General features: G+C 54.8%; 8 protein-coding genes. All 8 read left to right on the forward strand.

What is annotated here, in order from left to right; translation table 11 throughout:
- The coding region (locus HY768_05425; protein ID MBI4726649.1) for a T9SS type A sorting domain-containing protein at positions 1 to 2,056 on the forward strand (2,056 nt) is incomplete at its 5' end.
- Between the two features lie 249 nt (positions 2,057 to 2,305).
- The gene (gene tadA / locus HY768_05430; protein MBI4726650.1) at positions 2,306 to 4,000 is read left to right on the forward strand and encodes a Flp pilus assembly complex ATPase component TadA; all 1,695 of its coding nucleotides are present in this window, start codon (positions 2,306 to 2,308) and stop codon (positions 3,998 to 4,000) included.
- A 55-nt stretch (positions 4,001 to 4,055) separates the two neighbouring features.
- Positions 4,056 to 5,777: a Flp pilus assembly complex ATPase component TadA gene (tadA, locus tag HY768_05435; GenBank protein MBI4726651.1), complete on the forward strand. Its 1,722-nt coding sequence runs from the start codon at positions 4,056 to 4,058 to the stop codon at positions 5,775 to 5,777.
- Positions 5,778 to 6,271: 494 nt separating this feature from the next.
- Positions 6,272 to 8,032 carry a Flp pilus assembly complex ATPase component TadA gene (gene tadA, locus HY768_05440; protein MBI4726652.1) on the forward strand — a complete coding sequence of 587 codons (1,761 nt, stop codon included), beginning with the start codon at positions 6,272 to 6,274 and terminating at the stop codon, positions 8,030 to 8,032.
- 324 nt (positions 8,033 to 8,356) lie between these two features.
- Complete coding sequence (locus HY768_05445; GenBank protein MBI4726653.1) at positions 8,357 to 9,430, forward strand: type IV pilus twitching motility protein PilT; 1,074 nt, start codon at positions 8,357 to 8,359, stop codon at positions 9,428 to 9,430.
- 51 nt (positions 9,431 to 9,481) lie between these two features.
- Positions 9,482 to 10,696: a type II secretion system F family protein gene (locus HY768_05450; protein ID MBI4726654.1), complete on the forward strand. Its 1,215-nt coding sequence runs from the start codon at positions 9,482 to 9,484 to the stop codon at positions 10,694 to 10,696.
- Between the two features lie 168 nt (positions 10,697 to 10,864).
- Positions 10,865 to 13,099, forward strand: a complete 2,235-nt coding sequence (locus HY768_05455; protein ID MBI4726655.1) for a sigma 54-interacting transcriptional regulator — start codon at positions 10,865 to 10,867, stop codon at positions 13,097 to 13,099.
- 426 nt (positions 13,100 to 13,525) lie between these two features.
- Entirely contained in the window at positions 13,526 to 13,795 is a 270-nt protein-coding gene (locus HY768_05460) for a DUF4321 domain-containing protein (protein MBI4726656.1), read from the forward strand.
- Positions 13,796 to 14,051 lie beyond the last annotated feature (256 nt).

Here is a 14,051-nt window from a genome sequence, read left to right on the forward strand (position 1 = left end):
ATATACGGTCAATCACGCTGCCCCCATAGAAAGAACGATCTGGTCATACCGGGTGCCGGACAATCTGATTGGCCAGACCATGCAAATGCATGTAACGGCCATGGACAGGTCTGGCAATATCGGCAACTGGAGCCCTTATGTTCAAATAAACACCAAGGTCTTCACCAATTCCAATACCCTTTTAGCCACCGCCTACAACAACGGCCGGCATTTGCTTTACGACGGCAACAGCAAGCTACACCTTACCTATACTTCGGCAGATTCGATTTTCTACCAAAATTCCAAGGACGATGGCTACACCTGGTCGGGAACCTGGGCTTCGGGGCCGGGTTTGTATTCGGGCGGTAAAAACCCATCTTCCGTCATCGGCATTTACGGCGGCGATACCGTAATCGCCTGGAAAGCCGAAACGCCGCTGGGCGGCTGGGTATTGAAGACGGCCAAGCATTCCGGTAAAACATGGCAGAATGTTGGAACCATCTTGGAGTTCGGCGGCGGTTACGAGATATCCGGTTATGTCAGCCCGCCAGCCATGGTCGTCAACAGCGCCGGAACGCATTTGGTCATTGAGGGGGTGGATTCTTATTGTGCCATCGGCGGCCAAAGCGGAACCTGGGACTGGAAGTTATTGTATGGCTTTAGGCCCGTCGGCGGTTCAACTTTCAGTTGGACGGTGTTGGATACCGCCAGCGGCGGTTGGGGTCCCTGGCCCACCGAATCGCCTACCATCTGCATAGACTCCAAAGGCGGCATCCATGTGGCCTGGGATTACGACGGCGAAATATACTGGAGGGTTTATGACCCTTATGCTAAAGCCTGGAAAAGTAAAATCAATCTTTCTAAGAGCCTGAATGTCGTTTCCAAAGAGCCTTCGCTGGCCTTCTACGGAGACGTGCATATCGTGTGGCAGGAGGGAAACGATATCTGGCATAATAAAGGCAACTGGGGTTTCCAGTCGGCATATAAATCTAAAGCATTAGACAAACCTTTCAGCTGGCATGGCGCGGAGAATGTCAGCAATAATCCTGACACGGCTTCGGTTAACCCGGTTTTTGACGGTAATTACATTGCCTGGAGCGAAGTAATGCCTTCGGGCGACACCGAGGCGTATATGTCTTTATACAAGGATTTTGCATGGCAGCCCGCTAAAAACTACAGCAATAATCCGACCCAGCCTTCGGGATATCCCCAGATAGCCTATCGCCAGAACGTTGACGGCAACAAGATGACCACTATTTGGACCGAAGGAACCGAGCCGCTCTATTCGTTGATTGCCCGCGATTCCGCCGGGCCTGTTACCCCGCAATTGGCCGCCGATGTGGGCGGAACCGAGCCTTCTATTTATACAATAGAGCGGGATGGCTATATAGTTTACGGCGGGACCAAAGACACCGCCTCCAATGCCATCACCGTGGACTATGACAGCACGGCTTTGGAGTATTACCTGCCGACCCTGGACCGGGAACAGAAACAAACGCTAAAGATGAGCCTGTACCAGGAATACACGGACAAGGCCGACTACATTTACCAAGTCTGGGTGGACGACGCTTCATTGGGCGCGGTTAAAGTTTCCTCTGGCCAAATGGTGACATTTGAGAAGGACTTGCCCAATGCGGTCAGCCACGACGGGGAAGGCGTGTTGAAGATCGTGAACCTGAAAAAAGGAGCTATCGTAACCTGCGACAACTGGCAGTTGTTTGCTTATGACAAGGCCACTGGCAGGAATGACGGCCACGGCGGAGCGCAGGCCGAACTTTCGGAAGCCAGGCCCGTGGCTTACCGCTACGAACTGATGCAAAACGCCCCCAACCCCTGCAAACAATCAACAAGGATCAATTATCAATTAGCAAAACCAGGGCAGGTAAGTCTAAAGGTTTACAACACCCTGGGCCAGGCGGTAAAAACCCTGGTCAACGAAAGCCAGAACCCCGGGCCGTATAGCGTCAAATGGGACGGCCGGGACGAAACGGGCCGGCAGACCTCGGCCGGCATCTACTTCTACCGCTTGAATGCGGGCGAGTTCAACAGCGCCAAGAAGATGGCGCTGCTGAGATAACCCCCTCGACACGACTCGGGGCATCGCTCATGACAAGATGCTTAGGTGATCTTTTACGGAGTCCAAAAAAGGCCGAAGCTAACGCTGCGGCCTTTTTTGTTATCAGTTTTAAAAATTTATTAAAAAAACCCTTTATTTTCAGTTTCAATTATGTTATATTAAACAATTGGCTTTGCTTGGCAACTCTTTGACTTGTGTCTTTTAATGGGTGTCGTCTATAGTAAATTAATGACGGAGGTAAAATAATTTATGGCGCTTAAGCTGGGAGACATGCTGCTGCAGGCCGGGCTGATCACCAAAGAACAACTGGAAAAGGCCCTGGTGGAGCAAAAGAGCAGCGGCGATAAACTGGGGGCCTGCCTGATCAAAATGAAATTCATCACCGAGGAGGCCACTACCGACTTCCTGGGCAAGCAGTTCAAAGTACCCACCATCAATCTCTCCAATACGGAGATCGATCCCCAGGTGCTGAAGCTGATCCCGGCCGACGTGGCCCAGAAATGCCAGGTGATCCCGGTGGCCCGCCAGGGCAGGATGCTGCAGGTGGCCATTTCAAATCCGGCCGATGTCTTTACCCTGGAGAATATTCAGTTCCTGACCGGGATGGAGGTCAAGCCCTTCGTCTGCGCGGACACCGCCATCGCCCGGGTCATGGAAAAGCTTTACGCCAATTCGGCCGGCCTCAACGAAGCCATGAAGGCGGTGCAGGAGGAGGAGGGCCAAGTGGAATTCGTGGACAAGGAACAGGAAGACGTAGTCACCCAGGCAGACATCGAAGCGGCCCCGGTGGTCAAATTAGTCAACGGGATGATCTTTGACGCGGTCAAACGCGGGGTCTCGGACATTCATATCGAGCCCTACGAAAAAGTCTTAAGGGTCCGCTTTCGCATCGACGGGGTGCTGCAGGAGGCCATGTCTCCGCCCAAGCGGATCGCGGCTGCGGTGGCCAGCCGCATCAAGGTGCTGTCCCGGCTGAACCTCACCGAACGCCGGCTGCCCCAGGACGGGCGCTTTTCGGTCAAGTCCGGTGACCAGAACGTGGACTTCCGCGTCTCCACCATGCCCATCAAGCACGGGGAGAAGATCTGTATCCGCATCCTGCGCCAGTCCGGCCTTTCCTCCGATCTGACCAAACTGGGGCTGGAGGGCAAGCCGATGGAGAATTTTTTGGCCGCTGCCGCCAAGCCCAGCGGCATGATCCTGATTACCGGACCCACCGGCTCGGGCAAGACCAATACCCTCTATTCCCTGATCAACCGGCTGAACACCCCCAAGGTCAACATCAGCACGGCCGAGGACCCGGTGGAGTACGACCTGATGGGCATCAACCAGGTCAACATCTTTCCGGAGATAGGCTATACCTTCGCCGTGGCCTTGAAGGCTTTTCTGCGGCAGGATCCCAACATCATTCTGGTGGGGGAGACCCGGGACCGGGAGACCGGCGAAATCGCCATGACTGCGGCCATGACCGGACATCTGGTGCTTTCCACCCTGCACACCAACGATGCTCCCAGCAGTCTGAACCGGCTTTTGGACATGGAGATCCCGCCCTTCCTGATAGCCGCCACCGTCAATGTCATCGAAGCCCAACGTTTGATCCGCACCATCTGCCCCAGCTGCAAACAACCAGACCCAAGCATGACCCCGGAGATGATTGCAAAGCTGGGAGCCGATCCGGCCGAGTTTGAAGGGGTCACCTTTTACAAGGGGGCCGGCTGCATGGAGTGCAACCGCACCGGAATGAAAGGCCGGATAGGCCTGTTCGAGATCCTGGTGGTCACCCCGGCCATCCGCAAACTTATCTTAAGCCGGGCCTCCACCGACGAAATCAGGGCCGCGGCGGTCAGCGAGGGAATGACCCTGCTGCGCCAGGACGGTTATAACAAGGTAAAAAAAGGCATTACTACGTTGGAGACTGTGATTGCCAAGACGTCTTCCGAGTAAACCCCTAATTGTTATTGGTAAATTGTTATTCGTTAATTGTTAATTGGGCAAAGATATGGCTTTAAAAATCGGCGACATGCTGTTGAAGGCCGGGATGATCAGCCCGGAGCAGCTGGATAAGGCTTTAAAGGAACAGCAGTCCACCGGAAGCAAGCTGGGTTCGGTGCTGGCAAAACTTGGTTTTATCACCGAGGATGAAATTTTGCAGTTTTTGTCAAAACAGTTCAACGTACCGGCCATTAACCTCAACGATTATAATTTTGACAAGGCTATTTTGACCTTGATCCCGGCCAAGCTATCCCAAAAATACGGAATACTGCCGCTGAACCGGCTGGGACGGGTCTTAACCGTGGCCATGATCAATCCCGCCGATTTTCACGCCATGGAAGAGATCAAGTTCTCTACCGGATTCGAAGTTCGCCCGGCTTTGGCCCTGGAGTCGGCCATCTGGACCGCCGTCGACAAAAACTACGGCGCGGCCGGGATGCTGGAGGACGTGATGCAGTCCATAGAGCAAACCACCGAAGGCGGGGAGAACGGGCTGGAGGTGCTGGAGGAGCAGAAGGAGGACCAGGGCGACGCTGTGGCGGAGATGACGGCGGCCATAGAGAATTCCCCGGCCGCCAAGCTGGTCAACTCGCTGATTGCCGAGGGGGTCAAGCGCCAGGCCACCGATATCCACCTGGAGCCTTACGAAAAGGATATGCGGGTCCGGATGTCGGTGGACGGAGTGCTGCACGAAGTGATGCAGCCGCCCTTGAGGATGAAATCATCGCTGGTGGCCCGGATCAAGATCATCTCCAAGATGAAGGTGGAGGAGAAGCGCCTGCCCCAGGACGGCCGGGTCCGGATGAACGTGATGGGCCGGCCCATCGATCTCCGGGTGTCCATCATTCCTTCGGCCTTCGGCGAAAAGGTGGCCCTGCGTATTTTGGACCGGAGCACGGTCACCTTCGACCTGAACCTGCTGGGGTTTGAGTCCGGCCCTCTGAAACATTTTATGAAGGCGGTCCATACCCCGTTCGGCATCGTCCTGGTGACCGGCCCCACCGGCTGCGGCAAGACCACCACCCTCTACGGGGCGTTGCAGGAAGTAAACCAGCCCGACGTCAACATCATGACGGCCGAGGAGCCGGTGGAATACAGTCTGATGGGCATCAACCAGGTGGCGGTGCACGAGGACGGCGGCACCACCTTTGGCGCCGCCTTAAAAGCCTTTTTGCGGCAGGACCCCAACATCATCATGGTGGGAGAAATCCGGGACAAGGAAACGGCCGAGATAGCCATCCGGGCTTCCCTGACCGGGCACCTGGTGCTGTCCACCGTCCACACCAACAGCGCCTGCCTGACCGTCACCCGCCTGGTGGACATGAAAGTGGAGCCGTTTATGATCGCCTCTTCTTTGCTGCTGGTGGAGTCTCAGCGCTTAGTGCGCAAGGTCTGCCCCAATTGCAAGGAGCCATATCAGCCCGATCAGCGGTTGCTGGAGGATTTCGCTCATGCTAAAATTGATTTTTCCAAGGCCAACTTCCTGAAAGGCCGGGGCTGCTCCGAGTGCCGGAATTCGGGATACAAAGGACGGGTGGCCCTGGCCGAGATACTGCCCATCACTCCGGCCATCCGGGAGCTGATCATGCGCCGGGCCACCAGCGCCGAGATCGAGACCAAGGCGGTTGAAGAAGGCATGCCCACTTTAAGAATGGACGGCGTTACCAAGGTGATGAACGGCATAACCACCATCGATGAAGTCGTCAAGGAAACGGTGGCCGCAGATTGATTTTATCACTTGCGGATGGCATAATACACTTTGCGAATGGCACAATACACTTTGCGAATGGCACAATACACCTTGCGAATGGCACAATACACCTTGCGAATGGCACAATACACTTTGCGAATGGCTAAAGACACACCGCGAAAGCAAAAGCAAAAGTATATTCTTTGAAAGGCATAATACAGAGCGTCAAACTCAGTTTACATTATGATGCTATGATTATGCCGCCAAAGGACCATCACATCAACTCGGGAAGTTGACTTTGGCAAATTGTATTTTTTACCACAAAAACATATAGTTTATAACCTGACGTGTCATTCCCGCTTTCGCAGGAATGACAAAACGCATCGTTTTTCCACCACACCAACATTTGCCAAAGATAAGTGGAAGTTTAACCCCGAAACAATCGGTGCTCGGACGATAACGATTGCATCACAATGGCAATACAATCGTATACCAACGGTAATACCATTTTTAACAACACCATAAAAAAACCGATGGCGCAAAACATAGGCGAGATGCTTTTTAAAATGGGCCTGATAACCCAGGCTCAGTATGATAAGGCCATGGCCGAACAGCGCAACACCACCGAGCCTTGGGTGGCCACCCTGATCCGGCTGGGAGCGGTAACCGAGAACGTGATGCTGCAGTTCGTCTCCCGGCAGTTCAACATGCCTTCGCTGGACCTCTCCAATTTTCAGGTGGAGCCGGCGGTGATCAAGATGATCCGGCCCGACATCGCCAACAAATTCATGGTGATTCCCATCAAAAAACTGGGTCGTTCGCTGACCCTGGCTATGATAGATCCTTCCGACATCTTTGCCCTGGAGGATATCAAATTTTTGACCGGTCAGGAGGTCAAGCCGGTAGTGGCCGCTTACAGCGCGGTTAAAAAGTTGCTGGAGCAGCATTATCCCTTGGGCAAAGATTTGCAGGTCATTGCCGAGGGGGGCGAGCTGGCCCAGGCCAAATCCGAGGACCTCGAAAAACTGCCGGAGCACGAGGAGAACTTGGAAGGGGATTTCGGAAATGTGGAGATGGTGGACGATGTGCTGGACGAAGAGGATGACATTTCGGTCCAGCAGGCCGGGCAGTCCACTCCGGTGGTCAAGATGGCCAACTACGTGCTGACCGAGGCGGTGCGTCGGGGAGCCTCGGATATTCACATCGAACCTTACGAAAAGGTGTTCCGAATCCGGCTGCGCCAGGACGGCGTGCTCCAGACCCTGATGGAGCCGCCGATGATGATGAAGGCTCCCCTGGTCTCCCGCGTCAAGATCATGGCCAAGCTGGATGTTACCGAAAGGCGCAAGCCCCAGGACGGCCGCATCGCCATAAAAGTGCTGGATAAAAAGATCGACCTGCGGGTTTCCACCCTGCCGGTGCTGTTCGGCGAAAAGGTGGTGATGCGTATCCTGGACTCTTCCTCCCTGACATTGGACCTGGCCAATTTTGGATTTACCGAAGACGCCCTGCGCAATTTCATGAAGTCCATCCATGCCCCCTACGGCATCTGCCTTATTACCGGTCCCACCGGGTCGGGCAAGACCACCACCCTCTATTCCGCCCTGTCCCAGCTGAACACTCCGGACCGGCATATCATGACGGTGGAGGATCCCATCGAATACAATTTAAAAGGCGTCAACCAGATCCAGGCCGAGGCCGGCATCGGGTTTGACTTCGGGCTGGCCCTGCGCTCCATGCTCCGGCAGGCCCCCAATATCATCATGCTGGGGGAAATCCGGGACGGCCCCACCGCCTCCATCGCCATCCGGGCGGCCCTGACCGGCCACCTGGTGCTGTCCACCCTGCATACCAACGACGCCCCTTCCACCATCAGCCGTCTGGTGGACATGGGGATGGACCCGTTCTTGGTGGCCTCATCCACCGTGCTGATCCAGGCCCAGCGGTTAGTGCGCCGGATCTGCAAACAGTGCAAGGAGCCCACCGAATACGATCCCAAAGTGCTGACGGACCTGGGCATCAGCCCGGATGAGCTTAAGGGCCTGACTTATTACAAAGGCAGGGGCTGCACAGTCTGCAACAATACCGGATATAAAGGGCGGGTGGGTCTTTATGAAGTCATGCCGATTACCCGGACCCTCAGGGCCCAGATATTAAGCCGGGAGCCGGTAACCACCATCCGGGCTACGGCGGTCAAAGAAGGCATGCTGACCCTGCGAATGGACGCCTGGGGCAAGGTCAAGCAGGGCATGACCACGGTGGAGGAGATGATCCGGGAAACCGCCGAAGGATAATTCCAAGGCAGAAGGCAACCCTTCGGCAAGGGCTTCGGCACGCTCAGCCTGGCAGCTCAAGGCAAGAATTCAAAGGGCAAAAACAGGAAAAATAGTTTAAGCAAAAAAGTAACATTCAGCCACTAAGGCACCAAGGCTCAAAACAATTTACGATTTTCTATTTCCTGTTTTTAAGCTACAGTGTCTTAGTGACCCTTCGACTCGGACTTCGGCTGGCTCAGTCTGGCAGACTTCGGCAGGCTCAGCCGGGCCGCTCAGGGCATGCTTTGTGGTTGAATAGTCAAAGAAAAAACGCATTATCAATAAACACAGACAGGGACAAACATGATCACCTTGCAGCAACTGCTGGAGGAAATGATCCAGAAAAAAGCCAGCGACCTTCACCTTACCGCCGGGGTGTCGCCGGTGTTCCGGGTAGACGGAGAGCTGATCCAGAGCAACCACGACGTGCTGACCCCGGAGATGACCCAGACCCTGGCTTACAGCATACTCAACGACCGCCAGAAGAAAAAATTCGAGATGGAGCAGGAGCTGGACCTATCCTTCGGCGTCCAGGGTCTGTCCCGGTTCCGGGGAAACATATTTCTCCAGCGGGGCTGCACGGCTATGGCCCTTAGGACCATTCCCTGGGAAATCCGCACCTTCCAGGAACTGGGGCTGCCCCCGGTGGCGGCCGAACTGGCCTCCATGCCCAAGGGCCTGGTGCTGGTGACCGGGCCCACCGGCTCCGGCAAGTCCACCACTTTGGCCACCATGATCGACAAGATCAACGTCGAGCGCCGGGCCCACATCCTGACGGTGGAGGACCCCATCGAATACATGCACCGCCACAAAAAATCGATAGTCAACCAGCGGCAGCTGGAGGCCGACACCAAAAGCTTTGAAAACGCCCTTAAATACGTGCTGCGCCAGGACCCCGACGTGGTGCTGGTGGGCGAGATGCGCGACCTGGTGACCTTTGAAGCGGCCCTGCGCATTGCCGAGACCGGCCACCTGACCTTCGCCACCCTGCACACCAACTCGGCGGCCGAATCCATCCACCGCATCATCGACGCCTTCCCGGCCTACCAGCAGCCCCAGGTGCGGGCCCAGCTGGCCTTCGTGCTGAATGGGGTGATGACCCAGCAGTTGCTGCCTTTGACCAAGGGCGGCCGGACAATGGCGCTGGAGGTGATGATCTGCACTCCGGCCATTAAGGCCATGATCCGGGACGATAAGGTCCACCAGATATATTCCCTGATTCAGGCCGGCTCCAAGTACGGGATGCAGACCATGAACCAGTCCTTGTTTCAGCTGTTCATGGATAAAAAGATCAGCCTGGACTCTGCCTTTGACTATACCTCCAACAGCGAGGAGCTGGACCAGATGATCAAGCGCCGCCAGGTCCTGCTTGCCTGACATTCATTAAAACCCAATAAAGACAAATAAAACCTAAACAAGGAGGGCCCCATGCCGATATATATATGGAAGGGACGGGATTCCAAGTCCGGGATCGTCTCGGGAGAGTTGACCGCCGAAAACGAGGCGGCGGTAATCGAGGCTTTAAGGAAACGCAATATCATCGTTTCGTCGGTGCGGACCAAACCCAAGGACCTGATGAAACTCAGTTTCGGGGCGGCCAAGGTTTCCGGCAAGGATCTCTCCATCTTCACCCGGCAGTTTGCCACCATGATCAACGCCGGCCTGCCTCTGGTGCAGTGTCTGGAGATCCTTGGTTCCCAAAACGATAATCCCACCCTGCGCAAAGTCATCGAACAGATCAAGACCGACGTGGAGGGAGGCTCCACCCTGGCCGAGGCCCTGAAGCGGCAAAAGTCCACCTTCACCGAGCTTTACATCAACATGACGGCGGCCGGCGAGGCCGGCGGTATTCTGGACAACATCTTAAACCGCCTGGCCATCTATCTGGAAAAGAGCGAGGCCTTGATCGGCAAGGTAAAACGGGCCATGATCATGCCCATCATTCTAACCACAGTGGCCATCGGGGCCGCCACTATCCTGCTGATATTCGTCATCCCCATCTTCGAAAAAATGTTCGCCGGGATGGGGGCCAAACTGCCGGGGCCGACCCTGTTTGTGGTGGCCCTGTCCAAGTTCCTGCAAAAATTTATCGTACCCATAATAATAGTGGTGGCGGGAGCGGTCATTTCCATCCAAAGATGGTATAAAACCGATAAGGGCCAGTTATACTTGGATTCGCTGATGCTGAAAATTCCGGTTTTAGGCGACCTTCAGCAGAAATCAGCCATCGCCAGGTTTGCCCGGACGTTGGGCACTTTACTTTCCTCCGGCGTGGCTATTATGGACGCCCTGGAGATCACCGCCAAGACCGCCGGCAACCGGGTGGTGTCGGACGCCATCATGGCGGCCCGCAAGTCCATCGGCGGCGGCGAGACCATCTCGGGGCCTTTAAAGACCATGAAGATCTTTCCGCCGATGGTGGTTCAGATGGTGGCGGTGGGCGAGGCCACCGGCGGACTGGATGAGATGTTGAACAAGATCGCCGATTTTTACGACGAGGAAGTGGACGGCGCAGTAGATGGCCTGACTGCGGCCATGGAGCCTATTATCATGGTGGTGTTGGGCCTGGGCATCGGCGGCATGGTGGTGGCCATGTACCTGCCCATATTCACCATGACCTCGGCTCTGATGGGCGGACAGTAACGGGGGAAAACTAATCCGACTCGTCTGATAGGCAGCATATAGCGAATAGCGTACAGGGTATAGCGTTCAGGGCCTGGGTCATCGCGAGGGGAGCATTATGTTTTACAAACGAAGCGATCCGTTACTTGTATAGATTGCTTCATTAGCGCGCCAGGGAGATTTATCGCAATGACTGGATACCGGATACTGGATACCGGATACTGGATACGGAATACCAACAAAATTAACCGCATGATAAAAAAAATATTTAAAAACGATCCGTCCATAACCCTGGGCCGGATCCTGGTGCTAACTATAATGACGGGAAGCGCTATGGCCCTTAACTGGATGGGGGCGTTTCCTTTGAATTTCGTCCGGGCGGTATGGGCCGGCCTGGCTTTTTTCCTGTTTTCCACGTTGCTCAGGCTGGGTCATATCAAGCTGATCCACTGGGGATGGGATTACGGCCAGATGATCCTGAATGTGGCCTGGATATTTTTATTTTTAAGAATTTCCGGCGGAGCCGAAAATCCTTTTTCCCTGTTATTTTTTCTGGCCATCATCGCGGCCGCCAACGCCAGGTTGATCAAAGGGGCCATCTTTACCGCCACCATCTCCAGCCTGGCCTATGCCGGAATATTGGCCCTGGAATTTCAGACTTTCAGGAAAGCAGCCCTGATTTCAGAGCAGATAAATTTTATATCGGCCTTCAGCGCCGATTTTTTGTTTCGGGGATATATCTACGCCATCTGTTTTTACCTGGTGGCGGCCTTTGCCGGACTGCTGGCCGAGCGGCTGCAGGCCAAGGGCAGACAATTGGAAGCGGCCGACCAGGCCTGGGAGGAACTGAGACTCTCCACCGGCGACATCCTGGAAAAGATGGGCAGCGGCCTGCTGACCCTGAATGTCCAGGGGCAGATCAAATTCTGCAACCGGGCCGGCGCTCAAATACTAGGACTGGATCCGGCCCGGATGACCGGAGCCGGCTACCAATCCCTGCTGGATGGAGGATTGTCATCCTTGGCTGCGGTGCTGCAGCAAAGCCTTTCGGGCGACCCCGGCAAAATCGTCCGCAACGAGGTACTTCTGACACTGAGGAACGGCCGGGAAATCCCCCTGGGCGTCAGCGCCAATGCCATCCGCTACGGCGACGGCCGCCTGCAAGGAATCATCGCCATCTTACAGGATTTAACCGAGGCTAAAAAAATTGAGACCAGACTACAGGAAATGGAGCGGCTGGAAAATATCCAGGAGCTTGTCCAAAGCCTGCTTCAGGTGGTCCAGCCGACCATCGAACAGATAAATAAGGAGGCGACCGCCCTGATGATAGTCAGTCCGGATCACAACCGGGCCGCCGAGATTATCAAACAAAAAGCCGAGGCTATAAAAAAGACCCTGGCCGATTTCATCCGTTTTGCCAGGATCGAAAACCCCGACGATCAGCCCAATCCCGGCGAACCAAGCGCTCAGGAAGGGGTCATCATAGGCCAGAGCAATAATTTTCTGGATATATTAAAATTAGTGCGGCAGGTGGCCCCCAGCCAAAGCACCGTTTTGATATTGGGGGAATCAGGAACCGGCAAAGAGTTGGTCGCCCGGGAACTCCACCAGCTCAGCGCCCGCAGCGCCGGCTCATTTGTGTCCATCAACTGCGCGGCCCTGCCGGAGACCTTGCTGGAGTCCGAACTGTTCGGGCATGTCAAAGGCTCTTTTACCGGAGCGTTCCGCGACAAACCCGGCCTGTTTCAGGCGGCCGAGGGAGGAACATTTTTCTTAGACGAGGTTTCCGAAACCTCTCCCGCCATTCAAGTGAAACTTCTCCGGGTGCTGCAGGAACGCGAGGTGGTGCCGGTAGGAGGATCCCGGCCCGTCAAGGTGGACGTCCGCCTGATTTCGGCCACCAACGTCGATCTTTACAAGGCGGTGGAAGATGGGAAATTCCGCCGGGACCTGTTCTATCGGCTAAACGTCATTCAACTGGAACTACCGCCGTTGCGGCAGAGGGGCCAGGACATTCTGATGCTGGCCGAATATTTCCTGAATAAATACTGCCGCCGCCAGGGCAGATCGGCCAAAGCGCTTTCTCCGGAAGCCCGGGAATTCTTATTGGGATACCGTTGGCCGGGAAACGTCAGGGAATTGGAGAACGCCATGGAAAGGGCGGTGGTTTTAAGCCAGGGCCCGTCTATAGAAAAGGATCATCTGCCGCCCGACCTTTTTAAAAACCCGGCCCGGAGCCTGCCGGAAGACAAGGCCCACCGACTCCCGGAGACCAGCGCCTCCGGATCGCTCAAGGACGAAGAAAAACAGATAATCCGGAACGTCCTCCAGAGCTGCAATGGCAATAAAACGCAGGCCGCCAGGAAGCTGGGCATCCACTATGCCACCTTGTACCGCAAGCTTAAACTATACGGCATAAAATAGCAGCGGCCTTAAATAGGATTTTTTGCCCCCAAAGGCAAAGCTATTTAAGGATACATTTTATCCGCCTTCGCAGAAGACCACGGGCTATGCCCGTGGATGAATGCGCATCAAGTAGATGCTACGGCGGATGTCGCTGATTACTCAAGGCGGATAACCCCGCCACTGGCGGGGTTATCTAGGGAAAGGAACCACGGGCTTTGCCCGTGGGGCTCCATTCTACCAACGTAATACTATGTCCGTAAGGGCGTAGGTGTAGTGAATCCTGCAAAGCAGGACAGACGAAGAGACGAAGTCTGAAATCAGGACAAAGATGCTATGGCCGTAAAGCCATAGTCATTCACTGTTGTAGTATTGGTGCCCCCTTTTGTACAATTTATCCCGATTTTATTGAAATCCCTTTATTGGCTATTGAAAGGACTAAATATAATGGCGTTAAAAAAACGGGGGGCCGGTTTTTACCTGGTGATCATTTTGGCCGGAGCCTTGCTGGGAAGCGGTCTGGGGGACCTGGCGGGATACATCCTGCCTTCGGGCGTGGTGCGCGATTTTTTCACCAAGGCCATCACCCCGGGGATCAATCCGCCGCTGACCATAAATCTATTGGTGGTCAGCCTGACCCTGGGCTTCACCCTGAAACTGAACATCATCGCGCTGCTGGGGATCGTGCTGATGGCTTATCTTTTAAAATGGTTCTAGCAGGCTCAAAAAACGGATTCAAACGGATTTGTGAGGATTAAGACGGATTTGATAGTCCCCTTGGTGCAGGAACACCATCGTTGAGTATACATTGGAACTCATCCCCTTCTTATTTATTTGGGTCTTCTCCAATGAGTGTGGGTGATTTTAGGTGATTTTGGGCTACTTACAGGGGAGGAAGCGTGCAGGTCAGTACCTTCAACCGTAAGTATTCCTCGTCTCTCAAACCATACGCCCTGCGCTGAATAACCCTGAT

Source organism: candidate division TA06 bacterium (assembly GCA_016208585.1).
Taxonomy (GTDB): domain Bacteria; phylum Edwardsbacteria; class AC1; order AC1; family EtOH8; genus UBA5202.

What these genes read in the sequence shown, in the direction of transcription:
- tadA (MBI4726650.1), top strand. Translation starts at nt 2,306, where the DNA reads ATGGCGCTTAAGCTGGGAGACATGCTGCTGCAGGCCGGGCTGATCACC.
- tadA (MBI4726651.1), top strand. Translation starts at nt 4,056, where the DNA reads ATGGCTTTAAAAATCGGCGACATGCTGTTGAAGGCCGGGATGATCAGC.
- tadA (MBI4726652.1), top strand. Translation starts at nt 6,272, where the DNA reads ATGGCGCAAAACATAGGCGAGATGCTTTTTAAAATGGGCCTGATAACC.
- HY768_05445 (MBI4726653.1), top strand. Translation starts at nt 8,357, where the DNA reads ATGATCACCTTGCAGCAACTGCTGGAGGAAATGATCCAGAAAAAAGCC.
- HY768_05450 (MBI4726654.1), top strand. Translation starts at nt 9,482, where the DNA reads ATGCCGATATATATATGGAAGGGACGGGATTCCAAGTCCGGGATCGTC.
- HY768_05455 (MBI4726655.1), top strand. Translation starts at nt 10,865, where the DNA reads ATGACTGGATACCGGATACTGGATACCGGATACTGGATACGGAATACC.
- HY768_05460 (MBI4726656.1), top strand. Translation starts at nt 13,526, where the DNA reads ATGGCGTTAAAAAAACGGGGGGCCGGTTTTTACCTGGTGATCATTTTG.